This is a genomic window from Pseudoalteromonas sp. McH1-7, assembly GCF_013366255.1.
Taxonomy (GTDB): domain Bacteria; phylum Pseudomonadota; class Gammaproteobacteria; order Enterobacterales; family Alteromonadaceae; genus Pseudoalteromonas; species Pseudoalteromonas peptidolytica.
On sequence record NZ_JABWPQ010000021.1, the window covers coordinates 14,242 to 33,964 of the forward strand.

A 19,723-nucleotide genomic window follows, 5' to 3' on the forward strand; every position below is an offset into this window, starting at 1 on the left:
TCTCTATTACTCCTCTACGTTCAAGCCCATTGCACGTGCAGAACCTGCGATCGTGCGTACAGCTGCATCCATATCAGCAGCAGTAAGATCTGGACGTTTCATCTCAACGATCTCTTCAAGCTGAGCACGAGTAACTGTACCAACTTTCTCAGTGTTAGGACGACCAGAACCAGACTTGATACCAGCTGCCTTCTTAAGAAGGTATGCAGCAGGTGGAGTCTTCATGTCAAAAGTGAATGAACGGTCACTGTAAACAGAAATAATTACAGGAACAGGTGCACCTTTCTCTAGAGACTCTGTACGTGCGTTGAACGCTTTACAGAATTCCATGATGTTCACACCGTGTTGACCTAGTGCAGGACCTACTGGAGGACTAGGGTTAGCCATACCAGCAGCAACTTGTAGCTTGATTAAAGCTTCAACTTTCTTAGCCATGATAATACCTCAATTGTGGGTCTTTGCCTCGTGCGCGCGAGGACGCGTACTCAAACGGCTTCCCAGTTAAAAAAACAGTCTTTTTGTCGCGTTTTTTTACGCAATAACAAAAAGGCCGCTGATTATAGATTAATCAGCGGCCTTTGACAACTTTTTCAAGTTAGATTTTACTTGTCTTTCTCAACCTGACCAAATTCTAGGTCTACAGGCGTTGAACGACCGAAGATAAGTACCGATACCTTTAAGCGGCTTTTTTCGTAATCCACTTCTTCAACCACACCGTTGAAGTCAGCAAATGGACCATCGGTAACACGAACGACTTCACCAGGTTCAAACAATGTCGCTGGTTTCGGTGCTTCCGCGTTTTCTTGCAGACGGTTAAGAATACGATCAGCTTCTTTCTGACTGATTGGTGCAGGGCGGTCTGACGTACCACCAACAAAGCCCATTACACGTGGTGTGCTATTCACCAAGTGCCAAGACGCATCGTCCATTACCATTTGAACCAAGACATAGCCAGGGAAGAATTTACGCTCAGATTTACGTTTCTGACCTGCACGCATTTCAACCACTTCTTCAGTCGGCACAAGGATCTCACCGAATAGGTCTTCTAGCCCTTCGATTTTAATATGCTCGATAATGGTTTGTGCTACGCGTTTTTCAAAACCTGAAAACGCTTGGATCACGTACCAACGTAATTTCTTTTCTTTATTCTCATCCGACATGGGATCAGATCTCCAATCCAGTTAAAAAGCCTACTGCACGGAAAAGTATACCATCTAATCCCCATAGGATTAATGCCATAATCACCGTTGCAATGATCACGATGAAAGTAGTGTGAGTCGCTTCCTGACGCGTTGGCCAGATAACTTTACGTACTTCAATACGTGATTCTTTAGCAAAAGCGATAAAGGTACGGCCTTTCTCAGTCGTTACCAAAATGCCCAAAGCCGCAGCGATAGCCGCAACTACGCCAACAGCGCGTACTAAAACAGATAAATCGGCATATAGATAATTACCAACTACGGCACCAGTTAGAAGTGCAATAGCAGCTAGCCACTTTACCGTGTCCATCGAGCTTGACGAGTTTTCAACATTAGTGCTCATAATCAATTTTACCTTAAATACAGACACAACAACCCTGCATAGAACAGGGTAAATCCATTCAATCCAAATTTACAAATAAGCGACTTAAGTGGTTTTGGGTCACGTTATTTTAAATGTGGACTTGTTGCTGAATTGGCAGGGGCGGCAGGACTCGAACCCGCAACCATCGGTTTTGGAGACCGCTGTTCTACCAATTGGAACTACGCCCCTGCAAAGTGGATGCCCATTATACTGACGAAGCAAACGAAAACAAGTGTAAAAGATGTGCAAAGTAGCAATTAATCAGATCTTGAATTTGTATCGCGATTAAAAAAGCTGCAAAAGCTCCCCTTGATAAAAATCACAAAGTAGCCAAACCTCCTCAAATGGATGGCTATCCGGTATCGCCCAGCTGTTTTTGAGACGTTTAAAATCCTCACTATGATAAATGGGGCTAGCATTTCGAATTAGTAGCCATACGCGCTCTGAATCATATTTCTTTTTGGCTTTTTGATTTAACAGACGTTGCAGCCCGATACTTAAAGGATCGCTATTAACAGTTTGACTCATTGCCGCCAATTCGCGTTGAATAGAAAGTGATAATGGACGCCCGAGCACCGCCATGGCTTCTTGTTCGCTGGCATAAAAATGGGCAACCTCTATATCAAGTTTGTATTCTCCTTGATAGCAGCTCGCATCCGGCTTATTCGGCTGGTTATGCCAAATATGACGCATAGGTACCGAAAACTGTTCTTCATAGCAACGTAAAAACAGTTTCACGGCATCATGCTCTAATTTAATTTTTTCAGCTTCGCTTGCTCTGTCCATTTACAACCACTGCAACATCACTCAATAAGCTTGAAGCACCGAACCTAAAATTATCAGCGTTCAACCAATTTGCGCCCATAATCTCCTCTGCCATGCGTAAATAGACTTGGGCTTCAGTTACTGACTTTACGCCACCTGCCGCTTTGAAACCAACGTCTTTACCGCTATTTTTAATGACCTGCAAGATCACTTCAGCCGCTTCAGGTGTTGCATTCACCGTAACCTTGCCTGTACTTGTTTTGACAAAGTCAGCACCCGCCATAATCGCTAATTGCGACGCTTCTGCAATTAACTTAGATGTTGCTAGCACACCACTTTCAATAATCACTTTTAGTTTGGCTTTCCCCGCACACAGCGCCTTACTAGATTGTACATATTGCCATGGCGTATCAGGGTCTCCGGCTATCAATTGTTGATAAGGCAATACCAGGTCTATCTCATCAGCGCCATCGGCAATGGCCTGCTGAGTCTGCTTCAGTACTTGCTCTAGCTTTTGTTCCCCTGACGGAAAGTTTGTAACCGTTGCTATTTTTATTGTTTGCCACTGGCGTATTTGCAGTTGCTGCTTCACCAGTGTGACGAATTGTGGGTACACGCAAATGGCGGCAGGTAAACCAATAGTTGGATCTATGCTGTCTAGCAACGCCATGATACTTTGCGTAGTGTCATTGTCTTTCAACGAGGTTAAATCCATCAAACTCAGTGCCAGCTGAGCATCAGCTTTAACTGTCATTATTGTTTTCCTTTTCACTGTATTTAGAAAGCCAAGTTAAAAGCATACGCTAAAACAGCAATAGGACAAATGTCCGCACTTTGATGGATAACTACCCATACTGTGGCTCTTGCTACTTTATAATGAATAACTCATAACCAAAGGCTATATATTAACTTAGGCTGGGTCAAAACAAACTTAACCGCATGAAAAAATAGAAAAATTAATTTAAACTGTGATTTTTATAACTTTTGGTTATATGGGGTCGGTTTAAATTATTTTTTCCTCGTTTTGCAACTCTATATGCTGCCAACTATCAATGATGCTGGACATCGGTCTGACATCCATTATCAAAAAGTTAAGAGGTCGCTGTGCAATACTTGCCTATTTTTACCAAATTAGAAAATAAACCTGTGTTAATCATAGGCGGTGGTGAAGTTGCACTAAGAAAGTGTCGCGCCTTCTTGAAAGTAAATGCAGCTGTTACGTTAGTCGCTCCAATATTTTGCTCTGAACTTGAAACACTTGCTGCCGAAGCTCAAGTGACACTTAGAAATAAAAAGTTTGACGAAACAGATTTAGATAATGCGATGCTGGTAATTGCAGCCACCGACATTGAAGCTGTCAACGCCGAAGTCGCGCAATTAGCAGAAGCACGTAACCTATTTGTTAACGTTGTCGATGACCAACCGAAGTGTAACTTTATCTTCCCCTCTATTGTCGACAGAAATCCAATTACCATCGCCATATCCAGTGCAGGCACAGCTCCGGTACTTGCAAGGCGCTTACGTGAAAAATTAGAAACACTGATACCTCAACATATCGGCCCACTTGCGAATTTAGTGGGCCAATTTAGACATAAGGTAAAGTCACGGTTTAAGCACTTTGCTGATAGACGACAATTTTGGGAATCAGTTTTCGATTCAAATGTAGTTAGTGAAGTACAAGCTGGCAATAATGAAAGTGCACAAATGCAACTTGAAGCCATGTTAGCAAGTACTCCTTCACCTGAAGGTGAGGTTTATGTCGTCGGTGCGGGCCCTGGCGACCCAGAGCTACTGACGCTTAAGGCATTACAACTAATGCAACAAGCAGATGTTGTGGTGTATGATTACTTAGTTTCTGATGAAATCATGGAACTTGTACGTCGCGACGCTGATTTGATCTGCGTCGGTAAAAAAGCAGGCAACCATAGTGTAAAGCAAGAACAAACCAATCAAATTCTGTTAGATCTCGCAAAACAAGGCAAGAAAGTTTGTCGTATAAAAGGGGGAGATCCCTTTATTTATGGCCGAGGTGGAGAAGAAGTTCAAGTACTTGCAGAGCATGGGATCCAATATCAAATCGTACCTGGGATCACAGCAGCAGCTGGCTGTAGCGCCTATGCAGGGATCCCGCTAACGCATAGAGATCATGCTCAAGCGATCCAATTCGTTACTGGCCACTGTAAACAAGATGGCCAAGAATTAGATTGGGATGGGTTAGCGAAAGCCAACCAGACCCTCGCGGTTTACATGGGTGTGATCAAATCTCCCCATATTCAAGCACAATTGCTTGCGCATGGTCGTTCACCTAGCACCCCTGTCGCCATAGTTGAGAATGGCACGCGACAATCACAGCGGGTAATAAGGACACAGCTTGACCAATTAGCCAAAGCAATCGATGAACATAGTATATGCTCGCCTGCTCTGCTGATAATCGGTGAGGTCGCTGCATTACATGAGCAACTAGCTTGGTTTAATAAGAACAATCAAATAAGCAGTTTCGCTCAACCGATTACGCAAGTTGCGTAATCACTGTACAAGATAGTTAAATTTATAAGTAGGACATAAATCATGGCTTTAACTCATCTCCAGCAATTAGAAGCTGAGAGCATAAAGATTATTCGTGAGGTTGCCGCTGAGTTTGAAAACCCAGTAATGTTGTATTCTATTGGCAAAGACTCTTCGGTACTGCTGCACCTGGCGAGAAAGGCATTCTTCCCTGCAAAAATACCATTTCCTTTGCTCCATGTTGATACTAACTGGAAATTCAGAGAAATGATTGAATTTCGCGATCGCTTAGCAAAAGAATATGGCTTTGAATTGCTTGTGCACAAAAACCCTGAAGGGCTCGAAATGAATATTAGCCCCTTCGTCCACGGCTCCGCCAAGCATACCGACATTATGAAAACACAAGGCCTAAAGCAGGCTCTTGACCAATATGGCTTTGACGCTGCATTTGGCGGCGCCCGTCGTGATGAAGAGAAATCCAGAGCAAAGGAGCGAGTTTACTCATTTAGAGATAAACACCACCGCTGGGATCCAAAAAATCAACGACCAGAGCTGTGGAATACCTATAACGGCCAAGTGAATCCTGGTGAGAGCATCCGCGTATTCCCATTATCTAATTGGACTGAGCTTGATATTTGGCAATACATCTATCAAGAGCAAATTGAAATCGTTCCGTTGTATCTCTCTAAGCCCCGCCCTGTAGTAGAAAGAAACGGTACACTTATCATGGTTGATGATGATCGTATGCCACTTGCTGAAGGTGAAGTGCCGGAAATGAAATCTGTACGCTTCAGAACACTTGGCTGCTACCCGCTAACGGGCGCTGTTGAGTCAGAAGCAGATACATTAACTGGTATTATTGAAGAGATGTTGCTATCAACGTCGTCAGAACGTGAGGGCCGAGTCATTGATCATGATTCAGCAGGGTCAATGGAGAAGAAAAAGCGTGAGGGGTATTTCTAATGTCAACGGCAAATGAAGTAAAAGAATTAGGCATTGAAACCTATTTAACGCGTCAACAAGACAAAAGCTTGTTGCGCATGATGACCTGTGGCAGCGTTGATGACGGTAAGTCAACACTGATTGGTCGCCTGCTCCACGATAGTCACCAAATTTATGAAGACCAACTAGCGGCACTACACAAAGACAATGAAAAAGTCGGCAATGCTGGTGAAGAGCTAGATTTAGCATTACTTGTTGATGGCTTACAGGCTGAGCGTGAACAAGGTATTACCATTGATGTGGCTTACCGCTATTTCTCGACAGCGAAGCGTAAATTTATTATTGCCGATACGCCGGGACACGAGCAATACACCCGCAACATGGTAACAGGAGCCTCGACCAGTGATTTAGCCATTATTCTGGTTGATGCCCGATATGGTGTTCAAGTACAAACAAAGCGTCATAGTTTTATCTGTGACTCTTTAGGCATCAAGCAGTTTGTAGTCGCGATAAACAAAATGGATATTGTTGACTTTGAAGAAGCCGTTTTTGAACGCATTAAAGCTGACTATTTAAAGTTTGCTGAGCAACTGAATGTAGAAGATATTCGCTTTGTGCCAATGTCTGCATTGAAAGGTGACAACGTTGTTAATCGCTCAGAAAAAACACCTTATTACAATGATAAGCCACTACTTGAGCTACTCGAAGATTCTCCGGCAGCAGAACCGAATCACACATTCGAAGCGCGTTTCCCAGTACAGTATGTAGTGCGACCCAACTTAGATTTTCGTGGATTTCAGGGAACCCTAACATCTGGCAGCTTACGTGTAGGTGACGCCGTTAAGATCCTACCTTCAGGCAAAACGTCAACGATTAAAGAGTTGGTGACATTTGATGGTAACCTAGCACAGGCAGAAACGGGTCAAGCATTCACCATCACCCTCAATGACGAAGTAGATGTCAGCCGTGGAGATGTCATTGTGCCAGCCAACTCCAGCGCTCAAGTTACCAATAAGCTTAGTGCTAAGCTTGTATGGATGCATGAAACACCGCTACAACTTGGTAAGAGCTACAACATCAAACTAGGCAGCAAGAAAACCACTGCAACCATAACGCACATTGACTATACAATTGATGTCAATACTCTTGAGCATGGCCAGGCAGATTCATTATCATTAAATGAAATTGCCATTGTAACACTCGAGCTTACTGAAAATGTAGTTGCTGACGAGTATAGCCACAATCATGAAACTGGCTCGTTCATTTTAATTGACCGCCTCACCAACCTAACCATTGGTGCAGGTATGGTAGCAGAGGTACAAACTGCGACCACCACATCCTCAAGTCAATTTAGCGACTTTGAGATTGAGTTTAACGCATTAGTTCGCAAGCATTTTCCACATTGGCAAGCGCTTGATATTTCGAAATTAAAATAATGCACCAGCGCCTGTTAGTCGAGGTATGACAGTATTATGGAACAAGTCATTTTAACAGGCATTATGCTAGCGTTAATCGTGTGTCTATTTGCCACACGTATTAACGCAGCTTGGCTGTTTACAGGTGCAATTGCAACGAGTTATTTGACTGGATTGATCGATTTAGAATCCATGCTAGCCAATTATGCTAATCCTTCGTTGATCACGCTTGTTTTGCTCATTTTGGTTTCCATAGCAATAGAAAAAACAACGCTGGTAAGCAAACTTGCCCAGTCAATGGCACAAGGGAGCTTAACAAAAGCGGTTTTAAAGCTTGGACTATCAACTGCATTTTTATCTTCTTTTACCAATAATACAGCTGTAGTGGCATCTCTCATTACTAAGGTTAAGGAGAGTAAAACCCACGCCCCCTCTAAGCTTCTACTCCCATTGTCATATACCGCCATCTTAGGTGGAACTTTGACATTAATAGGGACATCAACAAACTTAATCGTCAATGGTTTTGCTGTTGAAGCTGGTATGGCGCCATTTGGCTTCTTTGATTTTACCTTGGTAGGACTGGCGGTTTTGGCCGTTGGTTTGGTGACTATCACCATCATGCTTAAGTATTTGCCTGATAATGGAAAAAATGATGACGAAGTGGTGCCGTTCTATCTTGAAGGAAGAGTAGAGCCTAGCTCAAAACTCGTCGGTCGTACCGTAGAGGAAAATGGTCTGCGCGACTTGAAAGACTTATTCCTTGCCGAAATCATACGTGGAGAAAGGCGTATTTGTGCAGTTACGCCACAACAAGAGATCCTTTCAGGCGACGTATTATTATTTGTTGGAGACATCAATTCAGTCCCCCTCTTGCAACGTTTTGATGGACTCAAGATAGTCCATGATAAACACGAAAAAGACGTGGAGCATTTAGTCGAAGTCGTTGTTAGCCAATCGTCTCGATTCTTAGGGAAAACCATTAAAGAGATCCGCTTTAGAGAACAGTTTCATGCTGCGATTATCGCCATTCGTCGTGGACATGATCGACTACAAGGAGGGATCGGGCAAGTTAAGTTACAAGCAGGTGACTCATTAATTTTGGCACCGAGTAGTGACTTTTATGCACTGCCAAACCTGAAACGCGAGTTTGTCTATATTTCAGGACTAGACCTTCAAGCACACCTTTCTAGCAATAAGTCTAATACGGTGTTGGCTAGTTTTGCCACCGTCATTGGCTTGAGTATCTTTGGTATTGTGCCGCTAGTTAAAGGGCTAATTGTTTTATTAGGCGCACTTGTACTACTTGGTACTATTAAAGTACCTGAGATGAAACGTCGCTTTCCCATCGAGCTGGTCGCGATCGTCGGCAGTGCAATTGGGCTCGCCAAACTCATGATTGAAACCGGGTTGGCAGCTGAAATTTCATCTAGCCTGCTGTGGCTACTCGGAGATTTTGGTCCTTATGGTGCCTTTATCGCTATTTTTGTGATGACGGTAGTATTTACAGAGCTTATTACTAACAACGCGGCAGCCGCACTGTCATTTCCGGTTGCCTATGCACTCGCGAGCGGCTTTGGGGTCAACCCCTTGCCTTTTGTGATGGCGGTCGCGTTTGGTGCATCAGCAAGTTTTATTTCACCATTTGGTTACCAAACAAACCTAATGGTGTATAGCGCAGGCAACTACCGTATTCGTGACTACATCACCATAGGGCTGCCCTTGTCGCTGATTTATTCCGCAACGGTACTCATTGTAATTCCATTTGTCTTTCCATTTTAACAGAGCAGAATATGGACGAAAATATTGTTTGGCATCACTATGCCGTAGATAAAACCAAACGCAGCCAATTAAAAGCTCATAGACCTTGTATACTTTGGTTTACTGGCTTTTCAGGCTCGGGAAAAAGTACTGTAGCCAATGCCTTAGAACATGCACTGTTAGCGCGAAATATACATACCTATCTATTAGATGGCGATAATGTCAGACATGGGCTCTGTAAAGATTTAGGATTTAGCGATGCTGATCGTGTCGAAAATATTCGCCGGGTTGGTGAGTTAAGTAAGCTAATGGTCGATGCCGGATTGCTCGTGCTCACCGCTTTTATTTCGCCTTTTCAAGCCGAGCGAGATATGGTTCGTGACTTGGTGTCTGAAGGTGAGTTTATTGAGGTTTACCTTGATACTCCACTCGACGTTTGTGAACAGCGAGACCCAAAAGGACTGTATAAAAAAGCGCGTGCAGGCGAGATAAAACATTTTACCGGCATTGATTCTGCGTATGAGCCCCCAATTAACCCAGAAATATGTTTAAATACTTCTGAGCAGTCGTTGGAATGTTCTGTCCAGCAACTAATAGAGTATCTACTGTCAAAAAATATCATAAGGTAAGTCATGAATCATACGGATCTGCTAGAAGAAGTATTAAATCTGAGTATTCGCGCTGGTGAAGCAATTATGAAGATTTATGCCAAGGACTTTAACATTGAATTTAAAGAAGATGAGAGTCCAGTCACTGAGGCAGATCTTGCTGCACATAAAGTGATAGTTGCAGGACTAAAAGAACTTACCCCAGAGCTCCCAATTTTAAGCGAGGAAAGTGCGGTAATTGACTGGGAAGAACGCCGTCAGTGGCAATCATACTGGCTAGTTGACCCAATCGATGGCACAAAGGAATTTATCAAAAAAAATGGGGAGTTTACCGTCAACATCGCGCTTATCAACAACGGCGAACCCATTCTGGGTGTCGTTCATGCTCCGGCACTCAATGAAAGCTACCTCGCTGAACAAAGCATTGGCGCTTTCAAACAAACCGGTGAAGCGCGCATTGAACTTAAAGTCACCACTAAACCAAACCAAGGCGTAATTAAAGTGGTTGGTTCGCGCTCCCACCCGTCAGCTGATCTTGCACAATATCTTACCCGTTTTGAACAAGTTGATATGGTACCAAAGGGAAGCTCATTGAAGTTATGCTTAGTCGCAGAAGGCAAAGCCGATGTATACCCACGCCTAGGCCCCACTTCTGAATGGGATACAGGCGCTGGACATGCAGTTGCAAATATCGCTGGAGCAAGCGTAGTCCAGCTCAATGGTGAGCCGCTACGGTATAACCAAAAAGCTGACTATCTCAATCCCTACTTTGTGGTGTCTAGATTAGAAGAGTGATACCACATAGTCGCTTATACATGTTAGCCCGAGATTAATTCAACCGATACCTCCAATCTTGGCGTAGGGTTTACTTATGCTAAGTATTGGTTGGTTTATTCGCAGCCCGAGTCAGTACTTTATCGTACACCTGTTTTAAAACTTCGCTGGGTACAGTTAAAGAAAATTGTTCTCTTACTAACTTCTCAAGCTGCGCAAAGCTTTCGATCGGTTGTTCTACTACATTTCCATCGCACTCATGCCATTCAAAGTAGCTTTGGTTTCGGATCAAGTAGCGATGGCAATGACTGACACGAGATACAATCAAGTTATTAACAAACCCAGCATCAGGGTGTTGATGAGAGAAAAAATGGCCTATTTCACAATCTGATTCAAAGATTTCACCCAAGTCAACATGATACAAAGTGAGCGGAGCTTCTCCTTCCTCTAACAATGTCACTTTCACATAATCAGATGATTTTTGTACCTGATAAGTTTGGCGTCCTTGTATACTAAGCGCTTGGTTGATATTGATGGGTGCTCGGGGAGACTTTACCCCAAAACCAACGTCAACTAAGTACTCCTCCCCCTCCAGTTCTAGTAGCGTCATGCGATGAGAGCGAGGGTTGTCCTGTTGACCATTGAGCATTACCCTTGCAAGCACAGGTCGAACCGTAAAGCCTAGCTGTTGTAACGCCAAATAGGCAATCTTGTTTTGTTCAAAACAATAGCCACCTTGCTTTTGGGTGATTAGGCGATTAAATAAAGTGTCTTCATCAAGTAATAAGCGTTCACCATACATAGCATTAATACTTGAAAAGGCGTATCGATCTAAATGTTTTTGCTGCAACTCAGTTACAAGTGCAAGGCCTGAGCCCTGCTCTAGAGACAAGCTATCTAGGTAATATTTAATATTCATTGCTAATTCCATCACTGAATCCTTAAGTTGATGGGAGCAGGTTAAAACCTCGACTTAAGTTTAGGTCAATACTTAATATAAACTTTTTACCATCAACATCATGCAAACAACTGATGTATTTTTGAGTCTGATAAAAGTAGGTGCTTTGCGCGCTCTACTGATAAAGGTTTTGACATTAAATACCCCTGACTTTGCTGACAATAAAGCCGAGACATCACAGCTAATTGCGCCGCCGTTTCTATCCCTTCTGCTGTTACGACAAGATTGAAGCTCTTAGCAATAGCGCAAATTGCCTCAATAAGCTGCTCGGCTTTGTCATCATACTCAATCCCTGCGATAAATGATCTATCAATTTTTACTCCGTCAATTGGCAGATGATTGAGCCTAGCCAGACTGCTGTAACCAGTACCAAAGTCATCAATATAGATCCCAAATCCTGCGTCATGTAAGCGTTTTAATGGCTCAACTAGCATATTCTCCTCTGCCATCATCGCAGATTCGGTTAGCTCTAGCTTAATTTGTGATACAGAGATCGATGCGACTTCACACTGTTCTATCAGCCAATCCACAAATTGCTGAGAATGTAGCTGTAACGGAGACACATTGACAGCAACAAACATACTGTCATCCCCCACATCATGAATGAAACTCAGCGCTTGTTCAAAAACCCACTGACCAAGCATGGTAATTTTTCCACACTGCTCAGCGATGGGAATAAACTCAGCTGGGCTTACATCACCGAGCAAAGGATTGTGCCATCGTAACAATGCTTCAAACCCCTTCAAACATTTACCTTGCTGACAATACACAGGCTGCAGATTTAACGTCAGCTCTTGAACAGGGTTCATCACGTTCAATGCCTGCTCCAATTGAATCTTTCGTCCCGCCTCGTTAGCAATCGCGTTAGTAAAAATATGATACGTATTTTTGCCGCGCTTTTTGGCTTCATACATCGAAATATCAGCATCATGCAGTAACTTTTCAGCGTCACAGCTGATGCAAGGTGTTGTGAAATGCCTTACTCCTATACTGCCACTTACACTATGCGCTTGATCTTTTAGTGAAAAGGGTGCACGGATCTGTACTAAAACATCTTCTAATACCCCTTCTATCGGTTGCGGTAGTTGCTTATCATCAATGAGGACGGCAAACTCATCGCCTCCAAGTCGTGCAATCTCAGCGTAACCACTTAGCAACCCACGCATGCGCGAAGCAAACTCAGCTAATAACTTATCGCCAGCTTGATGTCCTAACATGTCATTTATCAATTTAAACCTATCTAAATCAATGTATAACAGTGTATATTTTGCGCTCTGTTTTTCGCGCACTTTATCAACTAAAGAAATAAAACTTTGTCGGTTAAGGAGATCGGTGAGGCTATCATGTTGTGCTTTATACCTCAGCTGCTCTTGAAGTAATTTTCCTTGAGTAATGTCTGTTACTCGGCCTTCATACAGACATGAATCAGGGAGGTGCAACCAGTTGCCTGAGTGCCTAAGCCAAATATGCTCACCACACTCAGACGTTGCCAGCCACTCCATTTCTTGGTGCGCGTGCTTATTCTTTACAGTGTCTTGCCATAGACCTTTGCACTCATAATCTTGCATGAGTGTCGCAAAACTGGTTTCAGGCTTAGGCGGATTGCCCGCAAACAAAAGCTGATTGAATGCTGGGTTTGAGTCTACTATGTTACCATCTTGATTTAAAACGAATAGCCCTTCATGACTATTGATAAACAGGCTTTTATACTTTCGTTCAGCCGCTACCTGTTGCTGCAGTGCCCCTAGTCGTTTATTTGACTCGCTTTGTAACCTTTGATTGGTAATTTCCAATCGTTTGGTTCTCTCAACCACGAGATTATTTACTGTTTTGTTGCGATTCTTTAGCTGTTGCAGCTGCAACCAAACCAAAAGAATACACACAGTGACAACGGATAAGAAAAGCACAATTAAGATTTTATGATTATTTAACCAGCTGGGATGCAAAAGAGACTCATCAAACAACTGCATGGTAATGGGCATACCATAGAAGTTGATGGTTCGCTCAGCACTTGGTGTGAATTCATCCAAAGCAAATTGCTGTTGCCAATCGGAACTATAAATAGCCTCCCCCTTGGAGGCAACCACGAGATGCTGTTTGCGTTGTTGGTAGAGTTGACCAAATAATGATTCCAGCAAAATAGGCAATTCAAAGCTTAACCCAAGTATTACGTTAAACTCGTCCCCTTTAGCTTGCTGTATTAAGAGGCTGAGCTTCTTTTGATTTGGCCACACAAAAGTAGATAGTGCATTTTGATTTTGTTGAGTAAATATATCTTCTGTCAAAAGCTCAGCCTGCCCCACGGTTTGACCAACTTCTGAGACTGGTGCAGCTTTAGTTACCACCAACCAGCGGCCAGATTCACTTACCTCGTTATGACGGATTTTAAAGTCAAAATAACCACGATTTCGCTGTGCGGTTTCAAGTGCTGAGAACTGTCCGGGCTCAACCAATACATATGTTTCCATACTCAACCCTAAATTGGTTGTAGCTAGCTGAGACTGAGCAATTTCATAAAAATCAGCACTTTGATGTCGGTTTAAATAAGCATCTATTGAATAAAGCAAATGAGCCACATGTTGCAATTTACCATTAAGTAAATACTCAAGCCTTGATAACTCCTGCTCTTGTTTATGATCTAGCTGCTCTTGGTAGTAAATATTGACAATCACGCCTACGTAGAGCAAAGACGTAAACAAAAACAATAAACCAAACATTGGCAAGCATCGCCGTATGGTACGCAAGGCTTTAACATCTTTGATATTACTAATTAGCGGTCGTTTAAATCTGGACATATTTACTAAACATTGTATGCTACTGCCATTCGATAATAATTCTTATTTACAATGAATAAAAGTAAACTTTTCCTTTTTTTGCTTTTTTGGGTACATTTTGATCAAGCCATCGCGCTGCAATCATCACAGCCACAAGTTAACGTTTATTCATTTCGAAAATACAAGCTTATCCAACCTGTTATTCACGCTTTTGAGCAAGAGACGGGCATAAGTGTCAATCTCGTCAATGGCAAGTCACAGCAGCTCCTCTCACGCTTAAGAACTGATGGAATTAACTCGCAAGCAGACGTACTACTGACTTCTGATCTGATCCAACTGCATGACTATAAAGATCTACTACGCCCATTAGATGAGATTGGAAGTTGGCACATCATTAATCCTGCGTTTAAAGATGATGATAAACGCTGGGTCAGCGTTTCGATGCGAACTCGCGCCATATTTAGAAGAAAAGCTTCAAATACACCGTTACCACAGGTTTATTCTGATCTGAATAAGCCACAATTTAAAGGGAAGTTTTGTATTCGTCAGTGGTCTCATAGTTATAACCTCGCTCTGGCATCAATACTCTATACTTCTTCATACTCTGGCGATTACATGTGGCTAGAACAAGCCAATACATTGCTAGCAAAACGCCCAGTTGGCGGTGATAGAGATCAACTTAGAGCACTTGCTCTTGGGCAATGTGAACTGGCGTTTGCTAATCATTATTACTGGCTAATGATGCACCACTCTGACAATAAAAGAGACAAGATACTGGCAGAGCAACTCGAGATCCACCATATAAAAATGCACTCGGGTAAAACTCCAGTTTCCACAACCACAGCAGCAATTTCACGACATGCGCCTAATGCCAAGGCAGCCATGCAGTTTGTGGAGTTTTTATTAAAACCAAGTACCCAGTCTATGTATGCTGAGTTACTTCACGAATATCCTGTCCTTGGCAGCGCACAATACAACCTTGTGCCGTTTCATCCAGCTATTGAACAAATCAAACAAGGTTTAAAGCAAGTAAAACGAGCACAGGCGGTGATTAAATCAATTAGCGAAAATCACCTGTAAGTCACAATTAAATATTGGTACAGGTCGTTTGGCTAATTGTATTCTGGTAAATGTTTTAGCCGGCTTTGGACCCTGTAAGGTTTGTACACTGTGCTCATGCTCTGAATATACTTGTTGATAGGGGTATTTGTTATCATTTTCACGCCACGTCAAGGTAAGATGACCACCTTCATAACGCCAGCGACCTTGGTAGTGGCTCCCAACCTGCTCCCAGCTCCCCCTTGGGTTGAGCTGCAATTGCAGCGCATCGTCACATTGATGAGAAAATAATAGGTTTGGAAGTAACTGCACGGCTCTATTTTTAACCAAGTACAGCCCAGCATTCCCGGGAGTATAGCGATGCCCTTCCATGTTAAATTCAGAAGTGGTGAGCGATTCAAAACCAACCGCTTTTACAGCCGCCTCAACTTCTCCAAGCCATCTCTCACCCGATGTCATCGGCGCAATATTCAAACGTGCACTATCATACTTTTCAGGAACAGGCAGTGAAGTAAAACGAAAATTAACCTCTCGCTGCGCTAACTCACGCATCAGATTTTGTCTCGTGGTGTCGTCTAGCCCTGATTCAAAAATGTGTAAAGTTTGGGTACTACAACCGCTCAGCAAGCAAGCGGCTACTAAATAAATATATCTCATATTCATCCTTGAGCACGATAACTTGAGGCTGAATTATATTATCCACTTGCCTTCAAGTTTGGTGCTATTTTTGCTCCAAATTAACACCTAGATAGCCAAGTTTCAACTGCGGATTTTGGATAAAGAATATCTTTGAAAAGATGGTGCTGTTGATGATGTAAATGTTGCTCTTGACTCGGTAACCCTGCTTGGATTTGACTGTGATGCTCATTAAAACGTGAGATGACTGAGAGCTTGTCTTTGGCTTGAGTAAGCGACTCATTGACATAGTGACGTACATCATCCGCGGTCATTAGATCTGTCTTATCGACCTGCATAAGCTCTTTTCTCAATGCTGTGCGAATCCCCATCGTTGCCTCCATTAACATACTGATAAAAACAAATCGCGTGGACGACCTGCAAAATACACACCAAATACTTCAGTAATGTTAAAGACACAGGTTTTAGCAAAAAAGTTTCGTCATTAATCGTAGTAATTTTATATACTGTCGTATAAGGCAATAAGACACTAGCTGTGTTAGGTAAATACGGCATGTTGAGGTTATAAAAATGCAAGATGGGTTTATTGAAATTGAGCTCGAAGAAGAGCCGATAGAGTTGTGCAACCTTTTGAAAGTGCTCGACTTAGCAGAAACTGGAGGACATGCAAAGTTATTGATCACTGAAGGTTATGTAGCAGTCAACGATGAAATATGTACGCAAAAACGTAAAAAGATTTATTCGGGCGATATTCTGCATTTTGATGGCGATGAATTTCATTTAACGTTAGCACCAGACGCGACACCACAGCCTAGAGCAGTTGCAACACCAAAACCATCAACTGCAACGCCGACTGCCAGTAAGAAAAAACGACAAAAGTCGGGAAAATCTTACACACAAGTGGACAAAAATACAGGCCGTAAGCCCATTTCTTTTGGTTAACTCGTATCGCTTTGACAGCAAACCACAACTCTTTTCTCACCGCTGTAGTGCACTAATGCCCCGCTAGAGTGCACTCATCTCTTGAAAAATTCCCTTTTCAACACTAGGACTATAAATGTACAAAAATGCAGCAGGTTTGCAATTGGTACATTCTATGCAAATTTCTTTGCATGATTAGAATAAGGAAAAGGGTCAAGCATGAACAATTCATATAATACCCTGACTCAGCTTACCGTCGGCGAGCGTCAGGTGCACATTCACTCACTACCAGCGTTGAGCGATAGGGCAAAGAGACTGCCATTTTCTCTGAAAATCTTACTCGAAAACCTACTACGCCATGAAGATGGTAAAAATGTTACTGCCAAGGACATCGATGCGCTACTTAACTGGAAGCCTGAAGAAAAACCAAGCAAAGAAGTGGCTTTTACCCCAGCCCGCGTCGTAATGCAAGACTTCACCGGCGTGCCCGCAATCGTCGACCTTGCAGCAATGCGTGATGCGATGGCAAAGCTAGGTGGTGACCCAAATAAAATCAATCCCCTGTCTCCTGCTGAAATGGTCATAGATCACTCAGTGCAAGTAGACGAATACGGTCATGATGGCGCATTTGATTTAAATGCAAAACTTGAGTATCAACGCAATAAAGAAAGGTATGAATTCCTGCGTTGGGGGCAAGGCGCATTCGACAACCTAAAGGTTGTGCCACCAGCAACGGGTATCGTGCATCAGGTAAATTTAGAGTATTTGGCACGAGTCGTGTTTGAAAAAGATATCAATGGCATGCCCTTCGCCTACCCCGACACACTTGTCGGTACAGACTCACATACAACCATGATCAACGGCCTTGGCATATTAGGCTGGGGCGTAGGAGGGATTGAGGCTGAAGCCGCAATGCTTGGTCAACCTATTTCCTTACTCATCCCTCAAGTGGTTGGCTTTAAATTAGAAGGTCAATTACCTGAAGGGACAACCGCAACCGACTTAGTTCTAACAGTAACGCAGATGTTACGTGAGCACGGCGTTGTGGGTAAGTTTGTTGAGTTCTTTGGTGATGGCTTAGCTGACCTGCCACTAGCTGACAGAGCCACGATTGCTAATATGGCGCCTGAGTATGGTGCCACATGTGGGATCTTTCCTATTGATGATGAAACCCTTGAATACCTTCGCCTCACCAACCGTGACGAAGAGAAGATAGCGCTGATTGAAGGTTACGCAAAACATCAAGGCATGTGGCGCGAGCCCGGTGATGAGCCACTTTACACCGACGTTTTGACACTAGACTTAGCGACTGTCGTTCCAAGTCTTGCAGGTCCAAAGCGCCCACAAGATAGAATCCCTCTCAATGACGCCGGTAAAATTATCCAAGCCCATTTAGGAGAATTTCAACATGAGCGCAGTGAAAAAAATGCCGCGTCGGATCAAGATGAAGCTCGCACCGTTAGTGAAGGTGGGGCTTCTCGGGTTGACCAAAACGAACCGGCAACCCTCGGTGTTGGTAAGGTTAAATTTAAAAAACAAGAGTTTGAATTAGTCGACGGTGCCTGCGTTATTGCGGCTATCACAAGCTGCACAAACACCTCAAACCCAAGTGTCATACTTGCTGCTGGTCTTGTTGCAAAAAAAGCCAAAGCACTTGGATTAAAGCCCAAGCCTTGGGTGAAAACGTCATTAGCTCCAGGCTCAAAAGTAGTCACTGATTATCTAAAACAAGCTGACCTTTTAGCGCCACTTGCGGAACTCGGTTTTGATTTAGTCGGCTACGGCTGTACAACTTGTATCGGTAACTCCGGCCCATTACCAAAAGAAATTAACGACGCCATCGTTAAGCATCAGCTGGTCGTCAGCTCAATTCTATCTGGAAATCGTAACTTCGAAGGGCGGATCCACCAAGATGTAAAAATGAACTTCCTCGCATCGCCGCCACTTGTCGTGGCCTATGCAATCGCAGGGCGAACTGATATTGACGTCTACAATGAAGCATTGTGCCAAGCTGATGACGGACAGGGTGTATTCTTAAAAGACATTTGGCCATCGGTCTCTGAAGTCAGTGAACTAGTTTCTCAAACTGTGACCCAAGCCATGTTTGCTGAAAACTATGCCGATGTTTATCAAGGGGATAAACATTGGCAAGAGATCGCTGTTAATCAAAGCGAACGCTATCACTGGCAAGATAGCTCTACTTATATTCGTAAAGCACCCTTTTTTGATGATATGAGCAAAGAGCCACCAGGGATCCCAAACATCAAAGGCGCAAGGTGCCTTGCTAAACTCGCAGATTCAGTTACTACCGATCACATCTCTCCTGCCGGGAACATTAAAGCGTCAGCTCCCGCTGGGGAATATTTACAATCACAAGGCGTGAAGCAAGCGGATTTTAACTCTTATGGCTCACGCCGTGGTAATCATGAGGTAATGATGCGTGGCACCTTTGCGAATGTGCGCTTACGCAATCAGCTAGCCCCGGGTACCGAAGGAGGGATCACTAGGTTATTACCTGATGGCGCTCTTATGAGTATATTTGATGCAGCTGAACAGTACCGACAACGTAATACACCATTGGTGATCTTAGCCGGTAGTGAATATGGTACAGGCTCATCGAGAGATTGGGCTGCTAAGGGTTCATTACTCCTTGGCATCAAAGCAGTTCTGGCAAAAAGTTATGAGCGTATCCATCGCTCTAATCTTATTGGTATGGGTGTGTTGCCTTTGCAGTTCAAACCAGACGAAGGTCATGAAGAGCTTAGTTTAAGTGGTGAGGAGGAATTTGAAATAGAAGGGATCTACGACACCGCAACTGAAGTCATCGTTACCGCCAAAAATGCCAAAGGTGAGGAAAAACAGTTTTCAGCAGACATTCGCATAGATACCCCAAAAGAGTGGGAGTACTATCAACATGGTGGGATATTACAGTATGTGCTGAGACAAATGCTCAATTAATCTAACAACATTAGAAGAGCATAGCACTTAAGCTGAAATCAGCGCTATGCTCTACTTTGATACCGAGCTTCAGCGAAGCTCGTTTGC

18 protein-coding genes and 1 tRNA gene are annotated in these 19,723 nt (G+C 43.3%); 9 read left to right on the forward strand and 10 right to left on the reverse strand.

From position 1 onward, the window contains the following. Positions 1 to 6: 6 nt before the first annotated feature. From rplK to deoC, 6 genes are all read right to left on the reverse strand, one after another. Complete coding sequence (gene rplK / locus HUZ36_RS15055; protein WP_099642992.1) at positions 7 to 435, reverse strand: 50S ribosomal protein L11; 429 nt, start codon at positions 433 to 435, stop codon at positions 7 to 9. Between the two features lie 167 nt (positions 436 to 602). Continuing rightward, positions 603 to 1,160, reverse strand: a complete 558-nt coding sequence (gene nusG / locus HUZ36_RS15060; RefSeq protein ID WP_010376230.1) for a transcription termination/antitermination protein NusG — start codon at positions 1,158 to 1,160, stop codon at positions 603 to 605. Between the two features lie 4 nt (positions 1,161 to 1,164). Next, positions 1,165 to 1,542, reverse strand: coding sequence for a preprotein translocase subunit SecE (gene secE / locus HUZ36_RS15065; protein WP_010376231.1), 378 nt, complete (start codon positions 1,540 to 1,542; stop codon positions 1,165 to 1,167). 133 nt (positions 1,543 to 1,675) lie between these two features. Further along, a tRNA-Trp gene (locus tag HUZ36_RS15070) sits at positions 1,676 to 1,752 on the reverse strand. 96 nt (positions 1,753 to 1,848) lie between these two features. Next, entirely contained in the window at positions 1,849 to 2,349 is a 501-nt protein-coding gene (locus HUZ36_RS15075) for a hypothetical protein (protein ID WP_176033277.1), read from the reverse strand. After that, complete coding sequence (deoC, locus tag HUZ36_RS15080; RefSeq protein ID WP_128730626.1) at positions 2,327 to 3,082, reverse strand: deoxyribose-phosphate aldolase; 756 nt, start codon at positions 3,080 to 3,082, stop codon at positions 2,327 to 2,329. Before deoC ends, HUZ36_RS15075 begins: the two co-directional genes overlap by 23 nt. Before the next feature lie 350 nt (positions 3,083 to 3,432). On the opposite strand from deoC, the gene cysG reads away from it, so the two are divergent. Genes cysG through cysQ form a run of 6 tightly spaced genes read left to right on the forward strand, consistent with a single transcriptional unit; the run spans position 3,433 to position 10,351 of the window. Further along, complete coding sequence (gene cysG, locus HUZ36_RS15085; RefSeq protein ID WP_176033278.1) at positions 3,433 to 4,854, forward strand: siroheme synthase CysG; 1,422 nt, start codon at positions 3,433 to 3,435, stop codon at positions 4,852 to 4,854. Positions 4,855 to 4,896: 42 nt separating this feature from the next. Then, positions 4,897 to 5,796 (forward strand): sulfate adenylyltransferase subunit CysD, encoded by a 900-nt coding sequence (gene cysD, locus HUZ36_RS15090; RefSeq protein ID WP_125251547.1) that lies wholly within the window; start codon positions 4,897 to 4,899, stop codon positions 5,794 to 5,796. After that, a complete protein-coding gene (cysN, locus tag HUZ36_RS15095; protein ID WP_176033279.1) occupies positions 5,796 to 7,211 on the forward strand; it encodes a sulfate adenylyltransferase subunit CysN in 1,416 nt (471 codons plus the stop codon). Before cysD ends, cysN begins: the two co-directional genes overlap by 1 nt. 33 nt (positions 7,212 to 7,244) lie before the next feature. Then, on the forward strand, positions 7,245 to 8,969 hold the full coding sequence (locus HUZ36_RS15100; RefSeq protein ID WP_176033321.1) for an SLC13 family permease: 1,725 nt from the start codon (positions 7,245 to 7,247) through the stop codon (positions 8,967 to 8,969). An 11-nt stretch (positions 8,970 to 8,980) separates the two neighbouring features. Further along, positions 8,981 to 9,577 carry an adenylyl-sulfate kinase gene (cysC, locus tag HUZ36_RS15105; RefSeq protein WP_147389247.1) on the forward strand — a complete coding sequence of 199 codons (597 nt, stop codon included), beginning with the start codon at positions 8,981 to 8,983 and terminating at the stop codon, positions 9,575 to 9,577. Between the two features lie 3 nt (positions 9,578 to 9,580). Beyond that, positions 9,581 to 10,351 (forward strand): 3'(2'),5'-bisphosphate nucleotidase CysQ, encoded by a 771-nt coding sequence (gene cysQ / locus HUZ36_RS15110; RefSeq protein ID WP_176033280.1) that lies wholly within the window; start codon positions 9,581 to 9,583, stop codon positions 10,349 to 10,351. A gap of 79 nt (positions 10,352 to 10,430) precedes the next feature. On the opposite strand, the gene HUZ36_RS15115 is transcribed toward cysQ, so the two are convergent. Then, positions 10,431 to 11,249 (reverse strand): arylamine N-acetyltransferase family protein, encoded by an 819-nt coding sequence (locus HUZ36_RS15115; RefSeq protein WP_254879562.1) that lies wholly within the window; start codon positions 11,247 to 11,249, stop codon positions 10,431 to 10,433. Between the two features lie 98 nt (positions 11,250 to 11,347). Next, positions 11,348 to 14,005 (reverse strand): sensor domain-containing protein, encoded by a 2,658-nt coding sequence (locus HUZ36_RS15120; RefSeq protein ID WP_176033282.1) that lies wholly within the window; start codon positions 14,003 to 14,005, stop codon positions 11,348 to 11,350. Positions 14,006 to 14,161: 156 nt separating this feature from the next. Here HUZ36_RS15120 and HUZ36_RS15125 point away from each other — a divergent pair, with 156 nt between their 5' ends. Continuing rightward, on the forward strand, positions 14,162 to 15,142 hold the full coding sequence (locus HUZ36_RS15125) for an extracellular solute-binding protein (RefSeq protein ID WP_252095152.1): 981 nt from the start codon (positions 14,162 to 14,164) through the stop codon (positions 15,140 to 15,142). Here the strand turns inward: HUZ36_RS15125 and HUZ36_RS15130 are convergent. Together HUZ36_RS15130 and HUZ36_RS15135 are read right to left on the reverse strand one after the other, a co-directional pair. Next, positions 15,119 to 15,778, reverse strand: a complete 660-nt coding sequence (locus HUZ36_RS15130) for a hypothetical protein (protein ID WP_176033284.1) — start codon at positions 15,776 to 15,778, stop codon at positions 15,119 to 15,121. The genes HUZ36_RS15125 and HUZ36_RS15130 overlap by 24 nt on opposite strands. Before the next feature lie 80 nt (positions 15,779 to 15,858). Further along, on the reverse strand, positions 15,859 to 16,128 hold the full coding sequence (locus tag HUZ36_RS15135) for a hypothetical protein (protein WP_125251538.1): 270 nt from the start codon (positions 16,126 to 16,128) through the stop codon (positions 15,859 to 15,861). 199 nt (positions 16,129 to 16,327) lie between these two features. On the opposite strand from HUZ36_RS15135, the gene HUZ36_RS15140 reads away from it, so the two are divergent. Then, positions 16,328 to 16,699: an RNA-binding S4 domain-containing protein gene (locus HUZ36_RS15140; RefSeq protein WP_125251537.1), complete on the forward strand. Its 372-nt coding sequence runs from the start codon at positions 16,328 to 16,330 to the stop codon at positions 16,697 to 16,699. 198 nt (positions 16,700 to 16,897) lie between these two features. Then, positions 16,898 to 19,636: an aconitate hydratase AcnA gene (gene acnA, locus HUZ36_RS15145; protein WP_176033285.1), complete on the forward strand. Its 2,739-nt coding sequence runs from the start codon at positions 16,898 to 16,900 to the stop codon at positions 19,634 to 19,636. The last annotated feature ends 87 nt before the right edge of the window (positions 19,637 to 19,723 follow it).

Excerpts from the sequence above, each read along its gene's own strand:
- rplK (WP_099642992.1), bottom strand. The coding sequence starts at position 435 with ATGGCTAAGAAAGTTGAAGCTTTAATCAAGCTACAAGTTGCTGCTGGT.
- nusG (WP_010376230.1), bottom strand. The coding sequence starts at position 1,160 with ATGTCGGATGAGAATAAAGAAAAGAAATTACGTTGGTACGTGATCCAA.
- secE (WP_010376231.1), bottom strand. The coding sequence starts at position 1,542 with ATGAGCACTAATGTTGAAAACTCGTCAAGCTCGATGGACACGGTAAAG.
- HUZ36_RS15075 (WP_176033277.1), bottom strand. The coding sequence starts at position 2,349 with ATGGACAGAGCAAGCGAAGCTGAAAAAATTAAATTAGAGCATGATGCC.
- deoC (WP_128730626.1), bottom strand. The coding sequence starts at position 3,082 with ATGACAGTTAAAGCTGATGCTCAGCTGGCACTGAGTTTGATGGATTTA.
- cysD (WP_125251547.1), top strand. The coding sequence starts at position 4,897 with ATGGCTTTAACTCATCTCCAGCAATTAGAAGCTGAGAGCATAAAGATT.
- cysN (WP_176033279.1), top strand. The coding sequence starts at position 5,796 with ATGTCAACGGCAAATGAAGTAAAAGAATTAGGCATTGAAACCTATTTA.
- cysC (WP_147389247.1), top strand. The coding sequence starts at position 8,981 with ATGGACGAAAATATTGTTTGGCATCACTATGCCGTAGATAAAACCAAA.
- cysQ (WP_176033280.1), top strand. The coding sequence starts at position 9,581 with ATGAATCATACGGATCTGCTAGAAGAAGTATTAAATCTGAGTATTCGC.
- HUZ36_RS15115 (WP_254879562.1), bottom strand. The coding sequence starts at position 11,249 with ATGAATATTAAATATTACCTAGATAGCTTGTCTCTAGAGCAGGGCTCA.
- HUZ36_RS15120 (WP_176033282.1), bottom strand. The coding sequence starts at position 14,005 with ATGTTTGGTTTATTGTTTTTGTTTACGTCTTTGCTCTACGTAGGCGTG.
- HUZ36_RS15130 (WP_176033284.1), bottom strand. The coding sequence starts at position 15,778 with ATGAGATATATTTATTTAGTAGCCGCTTGCTTGCTGAGCGGTTGTAGT.
- HUZ36_RS15135 (WP_125251538.1), bottom strand. The coding sequence starts at position 16,128 with ATGGGGATTCGCACAGCATTGAGAAAAGAGCTTATGCAGGTCGATAAG.
- HUZ36_RS15140 (WP_125251537.1), top strand. The coding sequence starts at position 16,328 with ATGCAAGATGGGTTTATTGAAATTGAGCTCGAAGAAGAGCCGATAGAG.
- acnA (WP_176033285.1), top strand. The coding sequence starts at position 16,898 with ATGAACAATTCATATAATACCCTGACTCAGCTTACCGTCGGCGAGCGT.